The sequence below is a fragment of the Lactiplantibacillus pingfangensis genome, from assembly GCF_005404945.1.
Lineage (GTDB): Bacteria > Bacillota > Bacilli > Lactobacillales > Lactobacillaceae > Lactiplantibacillus > Lactiplantibacillus pingfangensis.
Window position 1 is genome coordinate 1 of the sequence record NZ_BJDG01000012.1, and the last position, 25,051, is coordinate 25,051.

The following is a 25,051-nucleotide window of genomic DNA, read 5'->3' on the forward strand; positions in this document are numbered from 1 at the left end:
GTCGTTGATTAAAGTATAGGTCTCCATGGCCTATTTGTTTACTTTACTTGGTGTTGCACTTCAATTTTAAATCCGGGAAGCCGATTAGGTCACAAAATCTTGGTTCTGCGTACTTGTATAAAGTTAGCAATAGGGAATATTATAGCGACATCAGAGCAGATTAACAGTTTTTCCAAATACGTATAATCGGTAAGTTGAAATAGTTAAAAATATTGCTGAAGCGAGGGTTAAATAATAAATTTCGGAGTTGATAAAGAGCTCTACGCTCCATTTAAAAGGAAAAAGCCATGCTTTAATTGCATATGAGGAACATTTTCATTTTCCTTATCCGCTTAATTTTGTCAGCGATGATACGATTGAAGAAATCCATCATGCAATTGCCACTAATACTGAGTGGGGACCAGATACGCACGGTGGGGAAATAATCTATTAATAAAAGTGTCCGGGACGCTAGAAGGTTTATTATTTATACAAAGGTTCTTTCTAAAAAATTATCACTATTGATATTGTTAGCAGTCAATAATGGGTAAATTTGAAGGTGTTAGTTAGATTGAATCAGAGTATGCTCGATGCATTAATAAAGGTGTCTAGAGCATTAAGCACTCAGATTGAAAGTCTGAATGCTTGTCTCATATGATAATTCTATTCAAATTAAATTACTAATATTAAAAATTAGAGTCGATTTTTTTCTCAGTATTTACCAGTTCCTCTTTCAATCGTTTAACCAGTCAACTATAATAATTAAATAGATAAATTATTGTGGTATTGGAGTAATACTGCTTAAGGGGACGATCAGGGTGAAACACAGAAAAGTCTTTGACATAATTGTGAGTAGTTGCGTGATGGTGGCAATTTGGGGGAGTGCTCGTTTAAGCGCACACGCCGATAACACCATGACTGATGTGACGGCCACGTTGACGACTGATAATCGCCAAGTCGGGAAAAATGACTCATTAGGAACAATTATTTATCCAAAACTTGAAAAAGTTATGGCAAATAACGTGGTTAATGGTCAAATAACTCGCCGAACGGATACATTTGAGGTGACCTACAGTGGACAGTTGGGGATTGGTTCAGCTTATGCGTTCAAGGCAGTTTATTCTGCAGTTCTGAATCCGTCAACGATTAAAGCTGGTAGTCAAGATTTATTGGCGCAGCTAGGGGTGGCGTCCAACAGTACTAATACGCTGAATTTGGATGGGGTAACGGCTACCAGTGTGTTATCATCTTCAATTGGTAATGGGACGGGGTGGTATCTCGGTTTTAACGTCATGGAGCAGAATCAAGTCAATGGGAACCGGGTCGGAATTGCCCAAATGCCTACCCCGGTGCAATATCCGTTAACGCCGACAATTGACAATGATCCAATCAGTGATAGTTCAACAGTGATCACTGGGAAGGGAACCTTTGCTGGGGACACCGTTTCCAGTGATGCAAGCAGTGCCACGGCTAAGGTTGGTAAGGACTTAACGTATCAGCTGGCTGTTGGGACTGGGCTGAGTGGGAAGAGCAATGTCACCGTTACTGAGAATTCTGGTTCAACCTATGACACGCCCGGCACTGCGACAGCGACGGTTAAACCGGCGGCCGTCTTAACAATTAGCAGCGTGACACCTAATGTTCAGTTAGTGCCGGATGATGTTGCGACGTTGACGACACAATCAGATAGTGATGTGATTAATTGGCTAGTGAAAGCAGCCGGTATCACGGCGATTGACGAAAATACGGGCACTAGCGATGACATTACTTTTTCAAGTGATGATACTGATTTAGGCACTAAGATTAACCAATTGGCTGCGGATGGGACCCTAACTGTGCCAATCTATGCGACTAAAGCCGGGGTGAAATCGACTGCGGTCAATGTCACAATTAGTAAGAGTGTTGGTAGTTTAAGCTTTGGGTCGGTTTCAAAGAATGTCGCGTTCAAATCGACGGAAGTCCCAGTATCGGAAACGTTGATTCCAACCACCGATAATTGGGATGTGGCAATTGAAGATACCCGTGAAAATGGGTCGCCGTGGTCGGTTTATGCGACTGCTTCAAAGATGCAGTCAGCTGACCATGAGTTGGCCGGAAACGTGGTTTACGTGGATGGCACTGAGCAGACGGTGATGACTAATAATTCAGTCTTGATCAAGTCTGGTACGCGGCAGAATAACACGAGTACTAATCAGATTACTAGCGATTGGTCAGCAACCAAGGGGATTTTCTTGGATGCACAACCGGGAGTCTATGCTGATAGTTATCAAGGAACGGTCGATTGGTCACTACAAGATACTGCGACTAATTAATTAAATCAAAGCGTTAATGCGCTCCTGAACTAGTTGAGCAACTAGTTTAGGGGCGCATTTTTAAGTACTGGTTAAGCAGTTCATTAATTTTATTGGAAATTATTTCTGGGTAACATTAAACCTGTTCTGAGAATAAATTTTATAACTATAACTATCATCCACAATTAGAATAAACAAGAATACTAAAGTTCCGGTAACTGCTGGCCACTCAAAAATTGACCACCAGCTGTCAAACATATAGGTATGCGTCTTGTCGGCTGCTTTTAAAATCGGTACGAATAGTAAGGCATTTCCAATCGTAGCTTGAATAAAGACAATTAACCCATAAATTTCTGCCTCAATCCGTTTTTCAGTCATAAGATCTTTCAAAGAAAAGCCAATCAGCTGTAATTGACGAATGCTAGTCGTTCGCTCAGAACTCGAAATGATGGTTAGTGAAATCGTATTGGCTAGGATAATCAAAAATGGCGCCCCAAGAAAGAGTGAGAGGGTTCCGACAATTTCGGCTAGATTGCGCTTGCTGGCAACGTTTGCCAAGTCGAAAATCATATACATGAAAAACGATGCGATTAAGGAGAAGATGACAAGTGGGACTGCAACTGTTTTTAAGAAGTCTTTTTTGTCTAAGACGTTCCAATAAGCGGTTTTAAAAGTTTTGATGAGAGTCGTCGGAAAAACAAGGGTCAAAAGTTTGACTAACCCGGGCAAAATGACCGTTTCAGCCGCATTGATTGTCATAATCATTAAGAAAATCAGTGCCAGCAGTGCTTGTGAATACGTCTCCACTAATGAATGACCGCCGAACAGGGCTGCTAGTCGCGTTGATCCTTGGAAAAAAAGCAGATAAACGTAAGCTAGGCACCCAACCACCATGACGCACCAAAGCCAGCCAAGGATGGAAAGGTTGCAGCTTCTTTTTTTGGTCAAGCGGTGTATTTTATGCCCATCAGAAAATACTTTTTTTGCATTGATGATGCCCGTAATGCCAATAAAAGCCCCCAGAATTAGGACGGTTAAAGTCAGCGAGCTAAGCTGCAATTTCATCTTAATTGCGGGAAACTCACGCATTCCTGGGGTGGAGATCACCCAAGCATAGTAAATTCTAACAATTGGCAAGGCCAAAAAGTAGCCTAAAAAGCCACCAATCATTCCCGACAAGCTCATTTGGCCGCCAATCAGCAGGGCTAGCTGGTTTGGATTTGCACCTAAGATCGCCCACAAGTTGTAATCAGTTTTGAATTTTGTAATTAAGAGCCTGGTGATGCCAGTTAAAATCAGCATTAGTGTGATTAGGCCGAAAATTGCGGGGGTTGCAAAAAAGGCGACTGGATTATAGTTGCCGTGGCCTAAATGAACACTAATTGTGGAAATGGCACCAATCATGGTGACGCCTAAAACAATGCCGGCGGCGATAAACACAACTAGCGCCCCAATCCAGGCTTGCCAAGTATAACGCAGTTGCAAAATGATTAGCTTAAACAATTGGCTCATCCTCTCTCAATTTCAGCAAGAATTTCTGAAGCAGTGGGGTTAGTTAACCGCTTGATGAGCTGACCATCCCTCAAGACCAATGACCGGTCTGTCATGGCAGCCAGCTCAATATCATGTGTCACCATGATCACACAAGCGCCGTTATCGGCCAGCGTTCTTAAACAGTCAAAAATAATCTTTTTCGAATTGGCATCGACAGCGCCAGTTGGCTCATCCGCAAAAATTATTTTGGCATGCGTGACTAGTACCCGTGCGATTGCAACTTTTTGTTGCTCGCCACCGGACAAAGTCGTTACAAAGCTGTCCATGTCAGCTGTAAAATTCAACTTTTTCAATAATTGTTCGACACTGGCTCGGTTGACTTGCTTGCCAGCTAAACGGAGTGGCAACACGATATTTTCAAACACCGGCAATGCTGGCACAAGATTATACGATTGAAAAATGAAGCCGAGGGTCGTGCGTCGCATTTTAGCCGTTTGTGAGGGGGACAATTGGTATGGATCCATATCATCAATACTGATTGAGCCGTTAGTTGGTCTTAGGAGTCCCGATAAACATTTCAGCAAAGTCGATTTACCACTGCCTGATGGCCCGACAATGCTGATAAAGTCATTTGAAGCCGCAGAAAATGAAATGTTTTTTAGAATATGAATTGATTTGTGCTTGCCTAGACTAAAGTCCTTTGAGAGTTCCTGTACCGCGATTACTTTTTCAGTCATCAATAGCTACCTCCGAATAGTTTAATCACAAAAGTTATTTGTATTTCAGCAATGATGCTAATTAATATTTTTTGAGTCGTTAATGTTATAATCATTTCCACCTCAGCTTTCACTCTAAGTAGACTACTTGGCGAGCATGCTGACTAACAATTAATTTGATAATCACGGTTTATGCGGGGGATTTTTTTGTTGTATTACATGTGTTAATAGATTTGATCAGGAGGCTGCCTTTCGTAAAAAAGTTGTAACAGGTGCCTAGTAACGGAAAACTAATCTTTGAAGCGTCAGCATATTGTCTAATACAAACGACGGTAACTTGAACAGCGCAGGTTGCTGACATAATAGTTGTATTGGTCAAATATCTAGTATTAGCAGGCTCCTAATCTGGACTAATGATTGGCTTAAACTAAACCAAGTAGTGGCAATTTTTTTCTGCATAGTTCAGTTATTCCTGTTTGCGACAACTGAGGGTCACTAATTTAATCGGATTCCAACTTCGTGCAGCCCGTTTTAACAGCAATTATCAAATAAATTGTTGGCACTATCTGCCTGTACATGGTCTACTTAAGAGGAATACTGAGGAGGACATAACGATGGCGGATACGATTGGACAGCGCATTAAACAACAACGTGAAAAAGTGGCTTTAACACAGGCACAAGTAGCGGAACGATTATATGTGACACAGCAGACGGTTGCACGTTGGGAAAGTGACAAACATGTGCCACCCGTTAAAGCAATTCAAGACCTGTCCGAACTCTTTGGTGTTGAGACTGCCGCCTTTTTTGGTGACGATCGGATTGTTGCGCATCAATTTAACTTATTGGCATTGATTGGTAGCGTCATTGTCAATGGCATATTCTTTGTAGTGGCACTGGTCGTGTTGGTGCCGCTACAACTCAGTTTACTAGGGCTAACTTTTGCTGGGGTAATTGCGCCGGTTGTCACAATTTGGCAAAGTCTCCAGCAAATTCAGCCGTTAACCCTTGGCAGACTGTTAGCCAGTCTAACCATGATGGCGGTGGCATTAATTGCTTTGCCGATAATTAAGCAGCTAAGTTGCTATGCTGGGCGGCTTTTACGGGCCTATTATCGTTATAATTTGACGGCGATTGTTTATGAAGTGGTGCCGAGAACTCGTGATTGATCAGGTTAAGGAAACTAATATTAGTTGACACTGGGGAAGCAAGCCTAAAAAATCACCTAATTATCTGAAACACACCTGACAAGCTCGTCATTGAGTCTGTCGGGTGTGTTTGTTTTATTGACGGTCACATTTCGTAAAAAGCTTTGTGGGGCTAAGCATTTTAATGAACAGGTCATCAACTCACAGTAATGCGTCTTAAAACATGACATTTGTCACCTAAGAGTCATGACAAAATCAACTACCGATGACGGACTAGGCTTGCTATGCTAAGACCAGTCAAAAGGAGATGACACTGATGCAACCAATCATTCAAGCGAACCATGTCAGTTTTAGTTACGGCAAGCAGGCAGTCCTAAAAGATATTAGTCTCACGATTAATCCGGGTGAAATCATCGGCTTAATTGGTGAAAATGGTGCGGGTAAAACCACACTTTTAAATTTATTGTTGGGAATCCGTACGGTGAAAACGGGTGAATTGGCCCTCTTTAATCAGCAGCCTGGTGGTCCATTAGCAAAGCAAAAAATCGGCTCGATGTTACAAGGGGATTTACCGGTTCGGGGTGTCACGGTCGGGGAATTACTGACGATGGCGGCGACGCACTATGCGGCGGCACTGTCACCGACGAAGTTAATGACTGATTTGGCGTTAACGAAACTGGCACAGCGGAAATTGACGACGTTATCTGGTGGTCAACTGCGACGGGTGACTTTCGCGTTGGCGCTAATTGGCAATCCTGACCTATTATTTTTGGATGAACCAACCGTGGGGATGGATACGAACGCACAACAGCTCTTCTGGCAACGTGTCCAAGACTTGAAAACCCAAGGAAAAACCCTGATTATTACAAGTCACTATTTACCTGAAATCGAAAAAATCGCTGATCGCATTTTACTATTACGTGCCGGTGAGTTCATGTTTCAAGGCACTTTTGCCGACTTACAACGTCAATATCAACACGTTGAAATTAAGTTTCAAACGGCACTTGAACTTACGACATTTGAACAATTGGCTGGGGTGACGAAGGTGATGCAAGTTCATGATCTCGTCCAACTGACTAGCACGGATGGTGACCAAACATTACAAGCCTTGGTCCCATATTTACCGCAGTTACATCAACTCACGCTCAATCGAGAATCATTGTCTGATATTTTTGTCCAGTTGACTAAGGAGGAAAAAGCATGAAACCATTTTTAGCACAGTTGAGGTTTGATGGTCGGCGATTAATCTTACGTAACTTTTCATTTCAATTTTTCTCAATTCTAATGCCGGCCGGTTTTTACTTGTTGTTCACTAAAGTGATGGTTTCCGGATCGGTTTCAGCGAGCTTTAACGTCAACTATATGGCTAGCATGATTGTGTACAGCGGGACGATCAATGCCTTATTCGGAATTGCGGCAATTTTAATGCGCGACCGTGAACAAGGGTTATTGCAGTGGTATCAACTCACGCCAACTGGGGTGCAACCTTATTATTTATCCGTCGGCATTTGGAGTATGGTCATGAACGGCCTGGCGGTGGTCGTTTTAGGGGCACTGGCCGTTGGGGTGAACCAGGTGAGCTTGACGGTTGGTCAATGGCTAGCAATCGCTGGCATTGCCTTAATTGGTCAACTGCCAACACTGTTACTCGGGGTACTGATTTCATTTATCAATCGTGCCGAAACGTTAAGTGTCGTTAGTAACCTCATTACATTTCCCATGGCGATTCTCAGTGGGCTATGGTGGCCGATGTCGATGCTCCCAAATTGGGTTCAGCCGATTGGCAAATTAATGCCAACTTATTTTGTGAATAATTGGTTGGGCGCGGTGGCAACTCATGCTACACTTAAATCAACAACAGTAATTGGCGTGGGTGTTTGGGTTGCTTGCTTATTAGCGCTCGTGATTGGCGGCACCCGTCAGTTACTTAAACGGGGTGATGGGGTTGTCAAAGCCTAAGTGGTCGACCAGGGTTAAAAATCTTGAATGGACAAGTTACATTTGGCTGGGCTATTTGCCCTATTCTGTGGCAGTTTATTTTCCAGTTAAAACGAGCCAAGATTATTTTTGGCTGGGACTATTAGTCGTTTTCTTAGTGCTATATATTTTAGTTGTTGAGAAAGCGGCTTGGCGACCAGTCACAATCCCATTGGAGTTATTAGTGACTGGGCTGTTTTCAGTTTTTGGTGCTAATAATTATTTGATTATTTTTCCGGGTTGGCAAGTGGCCTTCATCTTGGCACAACGGCCCAAAAAATATTTTTATTGGTTTTTAACGGGCTATTATGGCTTTATCTTGATTGGGATTATACAAGCTTATTCATCAGATCCGAGCCTTTTTGGCTGGCATAATGGTGAGATCATGGGCCTGATATTCCCATTATTGTCGCCAATCTTGGCCTATACATTTTCTAGATCAGTGCTTCGTCAACGTCAATTGCGCCAGACAAATCGGCGATTACAAACGATGGTCCAGCGAGATGAACGTGACCGCATTGCTAGAGATTTACATGACAACTTAGGACAAAGTTTTTCGATGATTACGTTAAAGACGGAATTGGCTAAAAAGCTACTCGTCAAAGCGCCCGATAAGGTTGCTTCAGAACTCGATGATATTGAGCGGACGAGCCGTGAAAATTTACAACTGGTTCGTTCAATCGTGAATGATTTGCACCAGCAGTCAATCAGTGAAGTCCTATTTGAACAAAATCGTAATTTATTAGCGGCCAACGTTTGGTTAGGGACGACTGGCGAGAAACAAGCCATTCAGTGGCCAACAATGGTTCAAGGCATTTTTGCCGCCACGCTAGTCGAAGCTTTAAATAATGTGATTCGACATGCGCATGCGCACCAAGTTCAAGTGGACTTTACCGAAACGCCCACTGCTTACCAAGTCGTTATTCAAGATGATGGCCGAGGGGGGCGCTTGGAACGCGTGGGTGCCAATGGTGTTGTTGGGATGCGAGCGCGATTATTAGAAGCACAGGGGACGTTTAAAATTGAGCATCCCAGCCGTGGAACCCAGTTAAATTTAAGCTTACCTAAGGAGGCGGCACAGTCATGATCACAATCTATTTGGCGGAAGATCAAAGTATGCTAAATTCTGCCTTGACGCAGTTATTGGAATTGGAAGATGAGTTACACGTCGTTGGGGCTGCCGGCGATGGTCAAACGGCTTGGCAGGAGTTACAACAGTTACAGCCGCAAGTGGCAATTTTAGATATTGAAATGCCGGGCCTATCCGGTTTAGACGTGGCCGACCGTATTCAGGTGAGCGACCTCTCGACTAAAGTTATTATTTTGACCACCTTTGCGCAAAAGGCATACTTCGAACGCGCGGTTAAGGCCCAGGTTGCGGGATATTTGTTAAAGGATAGCCCGAGTGATGATCTCATCGCGGCGATTCGCCAAGTGATGGCGGGCCAGACAATCTATGCGCCAGAACTGGTCGTGAATATGTTATCAGCCGATCAGAACCCACTGACTGAGCGTGAACTTGCCGTTTTAAATGCGGCAGATCAAGGGTTGCCGACTAAAACGATTGCCACTGAGTTATATTTATCCGCTGGAACCGTGCGCAATTATTTGTCGGCAATTTTTAGTAAGTTGGGTGTACACAACCGGCTGGAAGCCATACGAGTGGCGAAACAGAATAAGTGGTTGTAGTCTTGGTCGGTATGGTTAAAAAAATACGCTTATTAGGAGCGAATCCGATGGCTAAAAGAATCTTATTTTAATTGGTGGACCAATGGGCGTTGGGAAGACGACGCTTGGAAAATATCTCGTGGACCATCGCTTAAATCAGGCGGTATTGTTAGATGGTGATTGGTGTTGGTATATGCATCCCTGGATTTTTAATGACGAAAACAAAAAAAATGGTAATGCGCAATAGTCAATTCTTATTAAACTCATTTATTGCGAATAGTACGTTAGAAAATATTGTCTTTGTGTGGGTCATGCATCAGCAAGCAATTATTGATGACTTATTAAGTGGGCTTGAGGGTGATTTCACGACTTACTCGTTTTCCTTGGTTGCCAATGAGGCAGAACTGACAAAACGCTTTAGTCAAGATATTGCTAGCGCCAAACGAAAGCCGTCGAACTTGCCAGCAGCTATTCAGCGTTTGTCTTTTTATGAGTCAGTCGACGCAACAAAAATTGATGTGACCGGGCGTGATTATCCAGAGGTGGCGCAGTTGATCTTGGATCAGATAGCTGGGACTCCCGAATAACCTCATTTTGGTGTGTGTGACGAAGATGGCTAGTTTGAAAGAACTTACAGCTAAGTGTAAGAAATCATTTAAGGTAGTGATCCACTGGTGGAATTGTTGAAGTACGGGTGGTTTTTCATGAACCAATTTCTGCGCGTGACCTTCGGCGGTGTGACAGATGTAAAATTTAATTGCCAATAGGGTGGTAACAAGCTTGTGTTGGTAAGATAGTGCTAGGGATACTTTTGAAGTAATCCTAGCGCTTTTTTGATAGTCTCAAGGACATTGATAATTTTTTATGATCAGTTTCGGATAGCAGTGAGTTTTTCTACTACCAATTGTATATAGCAATTACCAATTTAGCGGTTAGCGTCACCATGAAAACCGATTGACTTTTCAAATTAGCCGTAACATAATATTATATGTTGCTAATTATTATATTATTAATTGATAGGCCGACTTTTGACGCATTTTTTGAGAAAATTAAAAGTTAACTTTACTAACAAATAATAGACCACTTTAACAACTGTGCTACACGGTTAGGGTGGCTGATAACTAGCTGGAATCGTAAAAGTTATGGGGGAGAATTGATGAAAAACAGTTTCAAGAGTGCCATTGGGGGATTATTATTAGGATTGTTAGTTGTAGAAGTGATTGTGATGATTGGTTGGACGCGATATCGGTATGGTGGCGATTATTATTATATGAAAATTAACCATCCAACCAGTGTTTACCAAGTGACAGTGCCAGTTGCATATGCAGTCAATGCGTTTTCTTATCGTGGTCAGGCCGTCGATGCTGAGGGACATAAAATGGTTGCAACGCTAAATACCGATGCGACTGATCCGGGACCGTTTAAAAAAGGTCAAGTCGTGCGCCTGACCGTTAATGAGCATTATGGTATTACCAACTATAAAGTTGTTAATGACAAGAATCTTATCACAAAGCTCAAATTGGACAAGCATTAGCAATTATTCAGAATATGTATAGTGTGATTGCACATAACAAAGCCGCTCTACACTTGGTGAAAACTAGTGTAGAACGACTTTTTTTCGTGATTTAAAGAACAACTTTTTTCAAATAAGTCATCAATTGAGCATTGCTGCCATTCGCAAAGATGTAATCAAACACATCCTGTTTTTGGCTGATTGGTTTCATGAAGTCTGCTGACAGTCCGGCGATAATTTTCGGCATTGTCGTTTGTGAAAGTTGCTTGATTTCCTGTAACATCTGAGTGTCATGTACTTTGCGGTTAGCTGCTTCCTGGGGGTAGCCGATGTTCATTGGACCCGCAAATAATTTTTCTAATGTGAATTGAAGATTTAATTCACCAGCCCAACCAAAGTTAAGCCCCAAAGGCAGGGACGCACAGTTGCCGTGATTGATACGTCCGAATAAATATGCGTCACTCGGAGTTGGTAAGTAGCCACAAGTCACGTTGGGCAGGGTATTGCACGCGATGGTCATCCCGTTGCCAGAGCTACAGCCAGTCACAACGTAGTCGACAGCCCGCGTATTTAACAGTAAGCCAATCAATATGGCGACTTGGACGTAAGACAGGACTGGCTCATTTTCAAAGACGCCAAAATTAATGACTTCATTTGAGGCGCTGGCTACCTGCTGAGTGGCTTGGAATAGTAGCTTGTTTTTACTAATTTGGGTGGTAGCTTGAATGACGGCAATTTTCAAGAGTAGCAGATCCCTTCATCTATCAAAATAATTGTACCGCTTTTGAGGCCATGATTGGCCGAAAATTGAAAAGGCAAGCATAACCAGATTGTCCCATTTTCTGATTGTGCTTGCCTTTTCAGTTTTAGTCAGTCATGGCTTACCTAGTAGTTAAAATGGGTCACGACGGCGTAGAAAGGCATTATCAATGTGTTCAAAACGCAACTTCGGATAGTAGGTCATGGCGGTTGGTGCAGCTAATAACACTAGCGAAACCTGTGGACCAATTTCAGTTTTTAGATGATTTACCAATTCTCGGCCGATACCTTGGTGTTGATAAGCTTTAGCGACGGCCAGGTCGGATAAATAACAGGCGTAACTGAAATCTGTCAGTGCTCTGGCAACTCCGACCAACTGGGAGCCATCCCAAGCAGTCCAAAGGCTATCGGCATGGTCTAGCATTTGCTGTAATCGCGGTAAATCGCTTGTCGGTCGATGAATTCCAGAACTAGTAAAGAGCCTCGCTAAGTCTATCGCCGTCAATGGTGCCTGATTAGTATAAGTAATCATTTGTTGTGCCTTCTTTAATTAGATTCTAGTCATTAATGATATGCTGGCTGACTGTTTTTGTAAACTAGCAAGAGTGACACAATCATTGCCGACAATCATTTGTGGCGTGACCCTTTCGTTAGAAAGTATGAGTAGGCGTGAGTGCGCCACATTTCATTGATCGTATGATAACTGTTTTGTTTTAGACATGTTTAAAGCAAATGTTAGTAGCATCAATAAATTAAAGCCAAGAATTAGCGCACCGAAAATAAGGGTTTCAGGCAAGATACTGTTACCGATTGACAGGGTACTACGAAAGGCATCAATCGAGATGCTCATTGGCAAATACGGATGAATGACTTGGAAAAAATGATTTGACAGTTGGATTGGATAAGTTCCCGCCGATCCACCTAATTGAATAATCATAAAGATTAACATCAGCCAAGCACCGGTTTTGCCTAGGACTAAGTTGAAAAAGGTGACAATGCTGCCAAATGTCCAGATGGTTAAAACACAAAATGCCCAAGTCTTGAGTGGTTGTAATGGTGTTAGCTGGTTAATCCATAACAACAGTCCATACATGATGCTGGCAGCTAGAAAGGCGAAAGTTAAGAAGAAAGGTATTTTTTCACACCACCAATCAAACGCATTTCTGGGCCGACGATGCGGTGTGAACATATCGTAAATAATATTAAACGTAATACAACCGACAAACAAGGCGACTGACATCAGATAGGGGGTCATGCCAGTACCATTATTTTTGACGTGGGTCGTATCAGTGTGTGCTAGTTTGACTGGCGCGACGAGTGTCTTGAGCTGTGCGGGTGTGCTAGCGGCGGTACTGGTGAGTTGATTGCCACCTGCTTTGAGGCCAGTGGCAAGTTTAGCGTTAGTTTGTTGAACCAGATTAGTTCCTTGGGCAACTTGCGTCTCATGATTAGCGATAGTTGTCGCTGCTTGACGGAGCTGAGTCGTTCCGGTATTGAGACTGGTTATGCCGGCCTGAGCTTGGGTATTCGCGGTGATCAGCTGATTGGCAGTGCGTGTGTTGGTATTGAGTAACTGTTGCGCTGATTGGGTGCTCGTGCTTAAGGTTTGCAAATGATTAATCGTTTGCGTGAGTTGTGAATTGATCAATTTAAGTTGCGCGATAGTCGGATTTTGACTGGCTAAAGCTTGGGTTAGCCTTTGGTGTTGCGCGGTAATTGATGCGATCAGCTGAGGATAGTTGGTTGTTTGAGTTGTCAGCAGCTTTTGTAATTGTTGATCATTTTTGGTTATTAATTGTTCGCCAGTAATGGCTTGTTGGCTGCCGTTGGCGAGTTGGGTTAATCCCGTGGCAACGGCTTTTTCGTGGTTGCTTAAAGATTGGGATGCCGTTGCCAACTGGGTTTCACTAGTGGTGACGTGATTGAGGCCAGCGGTGGTTTTAGTGAGCACTTTATCAGCGGCCAAGAGTTGATTACCAGTCCCGGTTAGCGCCTTAGACAATACTTGGAGATAACTGGTGGTTAATTGTGCGTTAACTGAGGCTTGGACTTTCTCCGCCGTGGTCGTGGTCATTTTCATGGCAATAAAACTGAAGCCCGCGTTAGTATGGTCATTGAAAGTGATTGGTTTAAAATCACGGTGGCCTAATTGTGTCGCGCGTTGAGAAAAATTTTTAGGAATGGTGATGACCATATAAAGACGACCGGTTCTAAGGTCTCGAGTCGCTTGAGCTGGGGTGACTGTCTTGAAGTCAGCCGTTTGCGACTTGGTCAAATTGGTGGTAAGTTGTTTTCCCAACTGGTACTTATGATGGCTTTTGATGATGGTCGTGTCATTATTGACGACCCCAACGGGCAAGTGTTTGACATTCCCATATGGGTCCCAAAGTGAAGCTAAAAAGATGACCGCATAAAAAGTTGGCACTAATAAAATCCCCAAAATGATTTTCAGTAAGCCTTTAGTACGAAAAACGTGTTGCCATTCATCTAAGAACATAACTAAAGCCCCCAAGCTTTATAATGAACGATTCATTCATTTGACGGATTAAAAGAAAAACGGTGTTCTTAATCGTCAACTAGACGGTCGAGACCGTTTTATCAGTAGTTTAGGTATAACTCAGTGTGAGCTGTTGTAAGACGCAATTTTCCATTTGTTGGCGGTCAAAATGGGTGGTTACGGTGTCAAATGAGTCGTAAGGCTTATGTGCAGACCACCAAAAAATTTGGTCGATAATTAACATGGCGTCATTTTCGGGATGCGCCAAATAACGAATTTCGCCAGTGGTTGCTAAACTAGTGAGTAACTCAGCGATATCGTGATAGAGTTGTTGGCGGTAATGTTTATATAAGTTTAATAGTCGGGCGTTCAGGTGTGGATTACGTTCGAGCATTAAAAAGTAAGCACCATATTGATGGAAGTTCTTGAATAGATAAGCTAGAATTGCGGCAAATCGGGTGTCGGCAGGATGCTGAGCCACGATGCTGTGTAAGTTAGCGGTCGCCTGTTGGTAGACTTTAGCCGTGCGTGTGACGAGTTCATCATCTGGGACCGGTTGCACGGGAAAGGTCTGAATCTGATCACTGATAGTCGGGTCGAGCGTACTTGCAAAAACAAATTTTAAAAGATCGTCTTTGCTCTTGAATAGATGGTAGAGTGTTCCCACTGCTAAATTGGCGTGACCAGCAATATCGATCATTTTAGTCTCGGCATAGCCGGGGACAATAAATAAGGTCGTGGCACTCGTGACCACGCGAGTTAATTTTTCAGTTGATTCCATGAGATTTCACCTCCAGTGAATGAAACGAGTATAGCACCGGTCCAAGATAGAATGAACGATTCATTCTTACTAAGGATGGTATACTAACCAAGTCACGTTAGGTTAAAAAAAATACAATGGTTGGCACTAATTTAGAAAGGATGTTGCAGGATGAAAGCAGGCTATTTTACCGAATTTGGTGGTCCAGAAGTCTTACAATATGGCACGGTCGCTGATCCGAAATTAACAACGACCGGATTGATTGTTAAAACTCAGTATATTGGGCTGAATTATGCTGATATTTATCGGCGTCGAGGAACTTATCATCTCGAAAAACAGACGCCGTATATTGATGGCTATGAGGGCATTGGCGAAGTTGTCGCTTGTGGGACCGCGGTGCAGCATGTCAAAGAGGGTGATCGCGTTTTGTTTGTCGATGTGCCATTCGCCAACGCTGAATTGGTTGCTGTCCCAGAAGCACGGGCAATTCATGTGCCGGCGGCAATCAGCGATCAAGTGGCCGCGACCATCGGCTTGCAAGGTTTAACAGCTGATTTTTTAGCGCATGATTTGGCACAAAATCGGGCTGGTGATCGGGTCCTCATTCACGGGATTAGCGGCGGCGTCGGAAATTTATTAACACAATTGCTCACGGCAGACGGTGTGAGTGTGGATGGGGTTGCTTCAACGACGGCCAAGCAACAATTGGCATATGCCGCCGGCGCCCATGAAGTGTTTTTACGCCATAGTGATTGGGCCGCCACGCACACGAATTATTTTGATACTGTCTTTGATGGCGTGGGGTCAACGTTACCGGTAAGTCTCGCAATCACGCGGCGGCGTGGTCGCATTGTCTTTTATGGGATGGCAGGTGGCAATCCACCTAAAGTTGATCCAATTGACCTGATGAGTGGGTCGAAGAGCTTGATGACGGGTGATTTGTGGGATTTTCTGACGGATGAAACCATACGGCAAGCACGAGCTGACCGGCTGTTTAAGGCTGTTTTGAGACAAACGATTGTCCCAACGACACCGACGATTTACCCACTATCGGCAATTTCAGCTGCGCATACCGCTTTAGAACAAGGTCAAGTGGCGGGTAAAATCTTGTTAGCGCCATAAGAAAAAGTCTGGGACAAAATCCCAGACTCTTTCGTAGCCCCGAATAGTTATAGTTGAAACGTGGAACAAGAGGCATGGATGCAACAGAGCTACGAAAACCGAACGATTGAAAGTCCCAATCATCCGGTTCCCTAGGCTATGCTCGGTAGCAACCCGCCTTTTGTTCCACTCTCTTAACTTAGGCTTCTTTGCGGGCAAAGAAAAATAGCCCAATACTAAGAAAGAGAATGGTATATCCGAGATTACCAATTAAGAGCTGAGTCGTTGATAAATTGGTGATTTTTGCCATGAGTTCTGGTGAATTGAGTTGTAGCGGATAATTCAGAAAATTAAGTGGGTTCCATTTCAACACGGACCACTTGTGAATTAAGAGTCCCATTAAGGTGCCCACCACTGGTAGCGCAAAATAGACCACGATTCCGACCGTGATGGCGACACTATTCTTTTTGAATAATGCTGCGAGTAAAAAGACTAAACTTAACAATAACCAGAGGTTCACAAAGTTGCCAAAAATATTTGTGAGCCACCATTGCCAGATTGGGATGCCTAATTCAGGGATCGTATCCGTTAGTGAAAAAATATCTTGAAAAAAGAACAGTTGGGCCAAGAGCGTGATTAGTGATGTTAGTAGTAGCAGGCTCAATGTATAGCCCAATATCGTTAGCCACTTGCTGATTAAGATGACTTGGCGAGAACTCGTGCGCGGAATCAAACTTTTAAGCGTCTGATAGTCGAACTCGGACGAAACGATTGAGGCAGCGGTGGCAATGGTAATCAGTTGGATGGTCGAAATGGTGCCAAAATTACCAGCAAATAAAAAACGAGCTGGAAAGAATTTTGCGATCTTAAGACTAAGTACGGTAAACGCCAGATTTTGGATGACTAGAATGATGATAAAAATTAAGGTACTACGCTTCTTGACCAGTTTATAACTCTCTTGCCGCGTTAAGTTAAGCATTTTGGGCCTCCGGTTCATCAATCATTTTTAGAATTGCTGTTTCAAGATTATCATCCAAATGACGCATATCTTGAATGGCTAATTGATGCTTGGCCATCAGTTGGACAACTGTTTCAACGGTTTTATCAGGTGTTAGCTCAATCAGCAGGCCGTCTTCAAAACTAACTATATAGTGAGCAGCACGCAATAATTCTTCGGCTTGGTGATCATCATTGGTCTTTAAATGCAGTCGATGTTGACTTTGGTCGAGCAGCTTACTCATGGTGGTCTGTTTGACCACGCGGCCCTTTTGAATCACAATCACATCATCTGCGAGTCGCTGTAGCTCTGATAAGATGTGACTGGAAATGAGAAAAGTTACCCCGGTGGCACTGGTTTTGGTGATGAGTGCTCGCAAGTCACGTGTAGCTTGGGCGTCCAGTCCATTGAGTGGTTCATCTAAAATAATTAACTGTGGCTGGTTTAAAAATGCGAGTGCGATGCCCAGTTTTTGTTTCATGCCGAGTGAATACTTTTTAGTTTTGAGGTCAATGAATTTTTCTAAGCGAAAATCAGTAATGAGTTGTGTGATATGCTGGGAATTGGATTTAAGGGGATTCAAAAAGAGCTTTAAATGCTCACGTCCGGTTAAATAAGGATAGAGTCCGGGTGTCTCAATTAACGAGCCAATTTGGTCTGGCTGCTGATTATGGTTGAAGCTGAGTTGCGCTTGGTTCATAAAAATCGTGCCGTCGTAACGAATTAATCCTAAAATTGCACGCATGATGGTCGTTTTTCCGGCGCCATTTGCGCCAACTAAGCCAATGATACGGCCTGTTTGGCAGTTAAAGTTGACATCGAATAAGGTCTGTTGTGAGCCATATGACTTTTCTAAATGTTGAACCTGTAGCAGGTTGTCGGCATTTTCCATATTGTGTTTCCTCTCAGGAACTAAGTTTATTGACAGTATAATTCTGGATAGAACGGGTTTATGAAGTTAGTGTAACTTAACCAACTAATTTAAACAATGGCAACTGGCTGAATGATTTAGGACATTTCTAGTGTAAAATAAAGCTGGTTATTAGAGACTATTAATGTAAAAATTGACGGCGTTGGCAGCTATGAGAAGCTCTCGTAAAATTAGTAGCGGTGATTCTGAAGTCGATCAGAACTGACCGACCGCTGTTAAATTATATTTTGAAAAAATTTTATCATTCTTTAGTATAATGAAATTAACTCTAGCAGTGTCGAGGTGACATATGGAAAGTCTTAAAGTTTCACAAACGCTGTCGGTCAGCAATCATCGGGTCTTTTCATCTGATTTGAATGAACATGCGACCGTGTTTGGCGGTAAAATTTTGGCGGCAATTGATGATAATTCATCAATCCCAGCATCGCGAGTCGCGCGTATTGAAACGGTCACGGCATCCGTTGATCAAGTGAACTTTATTTTACCGTTTCGTTTGCAAGATTCAATGTGTACGGAATCTTATGTGTCGGGTGTGGGTCACCGGTCAATCGAGGTCTTTACGAAGATTATTGGTGAGCATCTAAAGACGGGAGAGCGCTTCCTCGGTCTGACTTGTTTTTCATCATTTGTGGTCATGGCGCCTGAGATTGTCTTGCCACAAATTGTGCCAGATCGTGATGAATACCGGTTCGTTTGTCAGGGCTATCCTGCCCGACAGGCGGAACGAATGGCGAAGCTCAAACGTCAAGAACAGTTTAACCAGCAGATTAGCCTCCAGTTTCCATGGCAAGATCAGCAGATTTAATGAAAACAACCCACTCAAGATTAGTTGTGGCTAATCTTGAGTGGGTTGTTATTTTGATTAATCAAATCATCAGTATCGCGCGGGACTAAGCGCCCGTTTTATAAGTTTAAATCCGTTTGATAATTTAACGGGGATAAATCCGTACTTTGGGTAATCAACTCTGCTGATAAGTCGCGAACTGCGGTCAAGGCAATTTTGGCGGCTTGTTCATTAGCTTGCGTTAATGTTGCCGTTAAGTCAGTGGCAGAGACGTTAGTCAAGGCTTGATCGGTCATAATTAAATGATGCCCCAATGCGATGGCCGTTTCCTTTTGCACGTCGTTTAGCTGTGAATGCAAGTCATGGTAGTGCGCATCGACTAACACGCCCGCCAACTTGAAAATCCAGTAAGCGGAGTGTGCGTCGTATTTTTCAGTCGCAACTTGATAGGCTGCGGGGGTCGTCTCCACGTTACTATAAAATGGTACATAAATACTTTCGGCCGCCACGCCCATGGCTAACCAGTGAATGCCACGCGTCCCAGCCGGTTTATCTGGTCGAATTTGTAAAATATGTGATTCCTGTGTCTTGGCTAAGCTAATCGGTCGGTAGCGGTGTTTCTCTGCATCACTGCCGGCACCAACTGGGTCAAATGGGGTGCCTTCATAATGTGAGGCTAAATAATGTTGCGCTTCATCAATATGAATTAACCGGTTGGCACGTTGCACAAAAGGCAAATTAAATGATTCGGGTTCTTGAACGACATCCGGCGTAAAGTACTGTTGGCCGCTCCAAACGCGGGGGGTATTGTAATGCAAGTCGGATAAGTCGGCAGTGCCAAACACTTCTCGGAAGTTTAGGCCGTTTGCCATCGAGGCTAATTGATTGTCAACGACAAAATCACGAATTCCCTTGGCATATAAAAAGTTTTCATGGTCAGCATAGTCGACTTCCTGAATCGCCAATTGATTTGCAACGACTGCATAAGCATCATCTGGAATTCGTTGTGCGACCCAATAATGCCCAGCACCGGTCTCCATGTACCAAACCTCGTCGTCATCGCTGAACAGAATACCGTTGGTTTCGTAAGTGCCGTGCTCTTCAACAATTTGACCCAAGCGTTCGACACCTTCACGGGCAGACTTGATATATGGCAACGTGACAGTGACCATCGCTTCTTCACCAATCCCATCCTGAACATAAGGGTCGGCAGCTAAGACGCGCGCGTTACAATAAGCACTTTCGGTTGCACTCATGGCAACCCCATGTTCATTGATCCCATCTTCTTCAAATAAACCGTATTTCGGTGTCCATTCTGGCGTGGCGGTATACTTTGCTCGGATTTTCGGTAGGGTCATGGTGAATGGGTGATCTTGGTCCGTAGACTTGAACGTTTGTGGCTGATCAAATTCGGTATGTGAATGGACCACGAATTTTTTAGCCCAAGCGGCCCGTGAGTCTTCATTACGGCCAATCATGGTTGAACCATCGGCAGTGGCATTTTTACCAATTAAAATACTGGTGCAAGCTGAATAAGGATTAAACTGATGCGTCAGCATAAAGAACCTTCTTTCTATAACGACTCCTCAAAATTTCACTAAACTTATTCTATCATTTAACTGTATCAAGTGGGGTTTTTCGCTATAATAAGTGCAACGAGAAAATTGTAAAGAAGGTTTGAGTATGTCACATCTTTCAAATCCACGGTCAGCATTTCTTTGGCAATTAGTGGTCATGGTTGCCTCGGCAGTGGTTTCAGCAGTTGCCTTAAATGAGTTCTTGATTCCGGCGAATACGTTTAGTGGTGGTGTCAACGGGATCGCCCAGATTTTATATTCGGCCGGTAAACCGATGGGACTACATATTAATACCGGTTATTATATTCTATTATTTAATATGCCAATTGCCTTGCTCGGTTGGTTCAAATTGGGCCATCGTTTCACAATTATGAGTTTTGCAACGGCCTTTTTGACTTCCGCGGCTGCAGTAGTGATACCAGTCGTTAATATTGCCCACAATCCACTATTAGGGGCGCTGTTTGGCGGTATTTTAACTGGCGTTGGGATTGGCATTACGATGCGATATGGTTTCTCGACCGGAGGGTTTGATATCATCGTGCTAGTTTTGGAACGGATTACAGGTCGAACGGTTGGTAGCTTAATGTTTCTGACTAATTTTGCGATTATTTTGATGTCAGGGATCTTGTTCAACTGGGAAAATGCCTTGTTTACCATTATTTCGATCTACGCGTCGACTCGCATGGTTGATTTGATTCACACCCGCCATCAAAAATTAACGGCGCTGATTGTGACAACGGAGGCTGAGGCAGTTGCTAAAGCCATTCAAGCCGCGATTTTGCGTGGGGTGACGATTACAGATTCGCGCGGGGGCTATTCTGGTCGGCCAAACGCAACGTTGATGGTCGTTCTCAGTCGCTATGAATTATATGCGCTACAAGCGGCCGTGCAACAAACCGATCAGCACGCATTTATTAATATTTTAAATACGGTTGATACCTCTGGGCTGTTTATGAATGAACGTCAGCAAGCAGAACAACGCAAGAGTTTACAAAATTAGAAAGTTAAGATATGATTAGATTCAATTCAATAAAGATGATTCAGAGGAGCGTGACAACGATGCCAATCGTACACATTGATTTAATTGCCGGTCGTTCACAGGCACAACTTAAAGGGTTAGTTAAAGACGTGACGGCAGCCGTCAGTAAAAATACTGGCGCACCTGCCGAACACATTCATGTGATTTTAAGCGAAATGCAAAAGGACCGTTACAGTGTTGGCGGTGTTTTGAAGAGTGACGAAGAAGCTAAATAAGCTTGATTGTCCAAACCGGCCCGGGTTGAGTGGCCGGTTTTTTTGAAAGTTGAGTGTTGTCTAAAAAGTGAGGTTAGATCGTGAACGAACAAATTACGGCCGCTGATTTGAATGCGGAACAGCATTTAATGGTTGGTGGCGTGGATACCTTAGCGCTAGTACAGCAGTATCAAACGCCATTATATGTCTATGATACTGGTGAAATTCGGGCTGAAATCAAGGCTTTCAAACAAGTCTTTGAAGCCAACCAAGTTAATTATCAAATTAGTTATGCCAGCAAGGCTTTTGCAGCCGTGGCAATGTATCAAGTTATTGCGCAAGAAGGGATTCATTGTGACGTCGTTTCTGGTGGCGAATTGTACACGGCCCAACAGGCTGGATTCCCGATGGCGAAAGTCTCTTTTCATGGGAATAATAAGTCATTAGCAGAACTGACCATGGCATTGGACGCAGGTGTTGGTTGCATTATTGTCGATAATTTTTATGAATTAAAGTTATTATCTGATTTAGCCGCGGCCCGTGAGCAACTGACCACGATCATGTTGCGGGTTGCCCCCGGAATTTCTGCGCACACGCACGAGTATATTTCGACTGGTCAAGAGGATTCTAAGTTTGGCTTCGACTTGAACAGTGGACAGGCGGATGAAGCGGTTAAACAAGCTCAAGCAGCCCCATTTTTGAACTTAGTTGGAATTCACTGTCATATTGGCTCACAAATCTTTGAATTAGATGGTTTCAAGATGATCGTTGATAAATTAGTCAGCCTGTTTGCGCGCTGGCAAAAAGAGCTGGGGTTTTACCCACAAATTATTAATGTTGGCGGTGGTTTTGGGGTCAAATATACTTCGGAAGATCAGCCGTTGTTACCGACTGAATTTGTTGATGCGATCATCAAAGAAACGATTGCTCAAACGCAGGCCAAGCAAGTTCCCATGTTGGAAATTTGGATTGAGCCCGGCCGTTCATTAGTTGCGACCGCTGGTATGACGCTTTACACGCTCGGTGCCACTAAAGAGATTCCTGGGATTCGCAAGTATTTATCCGTGGATGGCGGGATGGGCGATAATATTCGACCAGCCCTTTATGATGCCAAGTACGAAGCGGTTTTAGCTAAAAATCCGACCTTGGCAAGCAACGAAGTGGTGTCGATTGCAGGTAAATATTGTGAGTCGGGTGATATGCTGATTTGGGATCAAAAATTACCACAAACGCAACCCGGCGATATTTTGGCCATTTTGGATACCGGTGCGTATGGTTATTCCATGGCAAGTAACTACAATCGTAATCCACGGCCGGCCGTCGTCTTTTGTGAAGATGGGCGTAGTCAACTCGTCGTTCAACGAGAAACCTATGCGGACTTGACGCGCTTAGATGTGCCATTAGTGACGAAAACTGAAGTGACGGATTAAGTTTTAGAAGGCGAGAGAATTATTTCTCGTCTTTTTTTTTATGAATTTGCTTGTATTAAATACATATTTGGATTATAGTGTGTACATACACGATAGCAAGAAAGGAAATGGTGTTTAAATGGCAACTCATCATTTTACGCGAACATGCGCCTACTTTACCGCGGCCCGCTACATGCGGAGTATTGAGCAGCTGGCAGATCAAACCTATGCCCCAACTGGGATGAAACCGGCCTATGCTTATATTATGATGACACTGCAAGACGCGCATCCGCTAACCATCATGCAGTTAGCACAAGCATTGGGATATGAGCGGTCGACGGTCTCACGGATGGTCAAGACGTTAGCGCAGCAACAATTAGTGACGCTGGCTGCGGCTGGACGGGCAACCACGATTGACTTAGGCCCAGCTAGTTCAGAATTTTTAACGACTGCCAATCAGTGTCTGGTTCAATTTGGTCAGTTGACTGATCAGCTATTAGGAGCTGATAAGCCAGCTATGACGACATTATTAACAACCAACAATCAAAAATTAAGGAGTGCTTTCAAATGATGACCTATCAAACAATTGAAGTAGACGGCTTGAGTATTTTTTACCGAGAGGCGGGGGATCAGACTAAACCAACCATGTTACTGTTACACGGATTTCCATCCGCGAGCCATATGTTCCGGGACTTGATGCCAGCATTGGCTGATCGTTTCCACTTAATTGCCCCCGATTTTCCAGGATTTGGGCAATCCAGTGCGCCTAGTCATGATGATTTTAGCTATACGTTTGATCATCTAACGGCTGTGATCACCGATTTCTTACAAGCATTGAATTTAACACAATTTTATTTATATGTTTTCGATTATGGCGCGCCGATTGGGTTTCGGATTGCCATGGCTCATCCAGACTGGATCGAGGGCATCGTGAGTCAGAATGGGAATATTTATCAAGAAGGGCTCGGGCCAAAATGGGCGACGCGGCAAGACTTTTGGGATCATCCGACAACTGCTAAACGTGACAGCTACCGCTCAGCATTTGCTTCCAAGACGATTATTGGGCAATATACGTTTGGGACGCAGCCAAATCGGGTGTCGCCGGATGGCTATCTGTTGGATATCGCCTATACGCAATCCGCGGGTTACGCCGAACGACAACTTGATCTGATCTATGATTATCAAAATAATATTAAATTGTACCCGAAATTTCAAGCATATTTGCGCGCCCATCAGCCTAAATTATTGGCCGTGTGGGGTAAGAATGATCCGTCCTTTATTTATCCCGGCGCGGAAGCTTTCAAACGTGATGATCAAAATACCGATGTCGAATTAGTGGATAGTGGCCATTTTGCCTTAGAGACACACGCCGTGGTCATTGCGGCCATGATTAAAAATTATTTTGAATGAGAGGAATTATGATGACAAATTTACAAGCGCCAATTGGTGTTTTTGATTCTGGTGTCGGCGGTATCAGTACGTTGCGGACACTTGCGCAAGCTTTACCGAAAGAAAATTTTATTTTTTACGGTGATTCTAAGAATGCGCCTTATGGGGAGAAAGCCGCCAACACGGTTATTGCCTTATCCCAGCAAGTGGTTGACGAGTTACGAAAGCAGCAAGTGAAGGCGATTGTGATTGCTTGTAATACGGCAACTTCGGCGGCAAAACCGGCATTGATTGCGGCAAATCCTGACATCCCATTATTAGGAATTGAGCCCGCCTTAAAAGAAGCGGTCGATGCGGGCAAAAAACATATTTTAGTGATGGCCACGCCATTAACGCTGAGTCAACCGAAGTATTTAGCGCAACGTGATCGGTTTAGCCAGCAGGCCTTGATCCAATCCTTACCATGCCCGGGTCTGGCAGACTTGATTGAAGGCGGTGCCGCCCAGTTGCCAGCAATTGAAAGGTTGCTCGCATCGTTGTTGCGACCACTCAGTGATCAGCCCATTGATGCAGTTGTTTTAGGCTGTACGCATTATCCATTTATTACTGAGCTGATTCGCCAAAAGTTTGCGCCATCGACGGCATTTTATACCGGTTATGAGGGGGTGGCCAATAATTTGAAGGCAACCCTGGCACAAGCGCAATTATTGCGGCCGGAGTCGCATCAACAACAAGTTCGGTTTATGAGCAGTCGGAATACCGTGTCAGAATTAAAGTTATATCAACAGTTATTTGATCATGGCATTGAGATCGCGCACGGGTAGCAGAACC

Annotated in this window: 26 protein-coding genes; 17 read left to right on the forward strand and 9 right to left on the reverse strand. The window is 43.7% G+C overall.

Going from position 1 to position 25,051, the window contains the following annotated elements:
* Nucleotides 1-842 precede the first annotated feature (842 nt).
* Complete coding sequence (locus tag FFM74_RS06905; RefSeq protein ID WP_137625900.1) at nt 843-2,291, forward strand: hypothetical protein; 1,449 nt, start codon at nt 843-845, stop codon at nt 2,289-2,291.
* 99 nt (nt 2,292-2,390) lie between these two features.
* On the opposite strand, the gene FFM74_RS06910 is transcribed toward FFM74_RS06905, so the two are convergent.
* Both FFM74_RS06910 and FFM74_RS06915 read right to left on the reverse strand, forming a co-directional pair.
* Nucleotides 2,391-3,773 carry a hypothetical protein gene (locus tag FFM74_RS06910; protein WP_137625901.1) on the reverse strand — a complete coding sequence of 461 codons (1,383 nt, stop codon included), beginning with the start codon at nt 3,771-3,773 and terminating at the stop codon, nt 2,391-2,393.
* Nucleotides 3,774-3,778: 5 nt separating this feature from the next.
* Nucleotides 3,779-4,501 (reverse strand): ABC transporter ATP-binding protein, encoded by a 723-nt coding sequence (locus tag FFM74_RS06915; RefSeq protein ID WP_137625902.1) that lies wholly within the window; start codon nt 4,499-4,501, stop codon nt 3,779-3,781.
* Nucleotides 4,502-5,094: 593 nt separating this feature from the next.
* Between FFM74_RS06915 and FFM74_RS06920 the strand changes: the two genes are divergently transcribed.
* The 8 genes from FFM74_RS06920 to FFM74_RS06950 all read left to right on the forward strand — a co-directional run bounded on the left by FFM74_RS06920 (nt 5,095) and on the right by FFM74_RS06950 (nt 10,804).
* Nucleotides 5,095-5,646, forward strand: coding sequence for a helix-turn-helix transcriptional regulator (locus FFM74_RS06920; RefSeq protein ID WP_137625903.1), 552 nt, complete (start codon nt 5,095-5,097; stop codon nt 5,644-5,646).
* 295 nt (nt 5,647-5,941) lie between these two features.
* Entirely contained in the window at nt 5,942-6,829 is an 888-nt protein-coding gene (locus FFM74_RS06925; RefSeq protein ID WP_137625904.1) for an ABC transporter ATP-binding protein, read from the forward strand.
* On the forward strand, nt 6,826-7,584 hold the full coding sequence (locus tag FFM74_RS06930; RefSeq protein ID WP_137625905.1) for an ABC transporter permease: 759 nt from the start codon (nt 6,826-6,828) through the stop codon (nt 7,582-7,584). The genes FFM74_RS06925 and FFM74_RS06930 overlap by 4 nt, the downstream gene beginning before the upstream one ends.
* Complete coding sequence (locus FFM74_RS06935) at nt 7,565-8,689, forward strand: sensor histidine kinase (protein WP_137625906.1); 1,125 nt, start codon at nt 7,565-7,567, stop codon at nt 8,687-8,689. The genes FFM74_RS06930 and FFM74_RS06935 overlap by 20 nt, the downstream gene beginning before the upstream one ends.
* The gene (locus FFM74_RS06940) at nt 8,686-9,291 is read left to right on the forward strand and encodes a response regulator transcription factor (protein WP_137625907.1); all 606 of its coding nucleotides are present in this window, start codon (nt 8,686-8,688) and stop codon (nt 9,289-9,291) included. Before FFM74_RS06935 ends, FFM74_RS06940 begins: the two co-directional genes overlap by 4 nt.
* Before the next feature lie 82 nt (nt 9,292-9,373).
* Complete coding sequence (locus tag FFM74_RS13900; RefSeq protein WP_464412023.1) at nt 9,374-9,517, forward strand: hypothetical protein; 144 nt, start codon at nt 9,374-9,376, stop codon at nt 9,515-9,517.
* A complete protein-coding gene (locus FFM74_RS06945) occupies nt 9,483-9,857 on the forward strand; it encodes a hypothetical protein (protein WP_223877191.1) in 375 nt (124 codons plus the stop codon). Before FFM74_RS13900 ends, FFM74_RS06945 begins: the two co-directional genes overlap by 35 nt.
* A 569-nt stretch (nt 9,858-10,426) precedes the next feature.
* Complete coding sequence (locus tag FFM74_RS06950; protein WP_137625908.1) at nt 10,427-10,804, forward strand: YxeA family protein; 378 nt, start codon at nt 10,427-10,429, stop codon at nt 10,802-10,804.
* Nucleotides 10,805-10,895: 91 nt separating this feature from the next.
* Here the strand turns inward: FFM74_RS06950 and FFM74_RS06955 are convergent, their stop codons facing one another.
* The 4 genes from FFM74_RS06955 to FFM74_RS06970 all read right to left on the reverse strand — a co-directional run bounded on the left by FFM74_RS06955 (nt 10,896) and on the right by FFM74_RS06970 (nt 14,820).
* Nucleotides 10,896-11,525, reverse strand: a complete 630-nt coding sequence (locus FFM74_RS06955; RefSeq protein ID WP_137625909.1) for an RpiB/LacA/LacB family sugar-phosphate isomerase — start codon at nt 11,523-11,525, stop codon at nt 10,896-10,898.
* A gap of 150 nt (nt 11,526-11,675) precedes the next feature.
* On the reverse strand, nt 11,676-12,074 hold the full coding sequence (locus FFM74_RS06960; RefSeq protein WP_137625910.1) for a GNAT family N-acetyltransferase: 399 nt from the start codon (nt 12,072-12,074) through the stop codon (nt 11,676-11,678).
* Between the two features lie 153 nt (nt 12,075-12,227).
* Nucleotides 12,228-14,039, reverse strand: coding sequence for a YhgE/Pip domain-containing protein (locus FFM74_RS06965; protein WP_137625911.1), 1,812 nt, complete (start codon nt 14,037-14,039; stop codon nt 12,228-12,230).
* Between the two features lie 109 nt (nt 14,040-14,148).
* Nucleotides 14,149-14,820, reverse strand: coding sequence for a TetR/AcrR family transcriptional regulator (locus tag FFM74_RS06970; protein ID WP_137625912.1), 672 nt, complete (start codon nt 14,818-14,820; stop codon nt 14,149-14,151).
* Nucleotides 14,821-14,970: 150 nt separating this feature from the next.
* On the opposite strand from FFM74_RS06970, the gene FFM74_RS06975 reads away from it, so the two are divergent.
* Nucleotides 14,971-15,921 (forward strand): zinc-binding dehydrogenase, encoded by a 951-nt coding sequence (locus FFM74_RS06975; RefSeq protein ID WP_137625913.1) that lies wholly within the window; start codon nt 14,971-14,973, stop codon nt 15,919-15,921.
* A gap of 178 nt (nt 15,922-16,099) precedes the next feature.
* On the opposite strand, the gene FFM74_RS06980 is transcribed toward FFM74_RS06975, so the two are convergent.
* Complete coding sequence (locus FFM74_RS06980) at nt 16,100-16,879, reverse strand: ABC transporter permease (protein WP_171000673.1); 780 nt, start codon at nt 16,877-16,879, stop codon at nt 16,100-16,102.
* Nucleotides 16,872-17,789 carry an ABC transporter ATP-binding protein gene (locus FFM74_RS06985; RefSeq protein WP_137625915.1) on the reverse strand — a complete coding sequence of 306 codons (918 nt, stop codon included), beginning with the start codon at nt 17,787-17,789 and terminating at the stop codon, nt 16,872-16,874. The genes FFM74_RS06980 and FFM74_RS06985 overlap by 8 nt, the downstream gene beginning before the upstream one ends.
* Nucleotides 17,790-18,117: 328 nt before the next feature.
* On the opposite strand from FFM74_RS06985, the gene FFM74_RS06990 reads away from it, so the two are divergent.
* Nucleotides 18,118-18,633 carry an acyl-CoA thioesterase gene (locus tag FFM74_RS06990; protein WP_137625916.1) on the forward strand — a complete coding sequence of 172 codons (516 nt, stop codon included), beginning with the start codon at nt 18,118-18,120 and terminating at the stop codon, nt 18,631-18,633.
* A gap of 98 nt (nt 18,634-18,731) precedes the next feature.
* Here the strand turns inward: FFM74_RS06990 and FFM74_RS06995 are convergent, their stop codons facing one another.
* Nucleotides 18,732-20,171, reverse strand: coding sequence for a C69 family dipeptidase (locus FFM74_RS06995; RefSeq protein ID WP_137625917.1), 1,440 nt, complete (start codon nt 20,169-20,171; stop codon nt 18,732-18,734).
* A gap of 124 nt (nt 20,172-20,295) precedes the next feature.
* Here FFM74_RS06995 and FFM74_RS07000 point away from each other — a divergent pair, with 124 nt between their 5' ends.
* The 6 genes from FFM74_RS07000 (at nt 20,296) to murI (ending at nt 25,044) form a co-directional block, all read left to right on the forward strand.
* On the forward strand, nt 20,296-21,189 hold the full coding sequence (locus FFM74_RS07000; protein ID WP_137625918.1) for a YitT family protein: 894 nt from the start codon (nt 20,296-20,298) through the stop codon (nt 21,187-21,189).
* A 35-nt stretch (nt 21,190-21,224) separates the two neighbouring features.
* Nucleotides 21,225-21,443, forward strand: coding sequence for a 2-hydroxymuconate tautomerase (locus FFM74_RS07005; protein ID WP_137625919.1), 219 nt, complete (start codon nt 21,225-21,227; stop codon nt 21,441-21,443).
* A gap of 80 nt (nt 21,444-21,523) precedes the next feature.
* On the forward strand, nt 21,524-22,852 hold the full coding sequence (gene lysA / locus FFM74_RS07010) for a diaminopimelate decarboxylase (protein ID WP_137625920.1): 1,329 nt from the start codon (nt 21,524-21,526) through the stop codon (nt 22,850-22,852).
* A gap of 118 nt (nt 22,853-22,970) precedes the next feature.
* Nucleotides 22,971-23,402, forward strand: coding sequence for a MarR family transcriptional regulator (locus tag FFM74_RS07015; protein ID WP_137625921.1), 432 nt, complete (start codon nt 22,971-22,973; stop codon nt 23,400-23,402).
* Nucleotides 23,399-24,241 (forward strand): alpha/beta fold hydrolase, encoded by an 843-nt coding sequence (locus FFM74_RS07020; RefSeq protein ID WP_137625922.1) that lies wholly within the window; start codon nt 23,399-23,401, stop codon nt 24,239-24,241. Before FFM74_RS07015 ends, FFM74_RS07020 begins: the two co-directional genes overlap by 4 nt.
* Nucleotides 24,242-24,252: 11 nt before the next feature.
* Nucleotides 24,253-25,044: a glutamate racemase gene (gene murI, locus FFM74_RS07025; protein ID WP_137625923.1), complete on the forward strand. Its 792-nt coding sequence runs from the start codon at nt 24,253-24,255 to the stop codon at nt 25,042-25,044.
* The last annotated feature ends 7 nt before the right edge of the window (nt 25,045-25,051 follow it).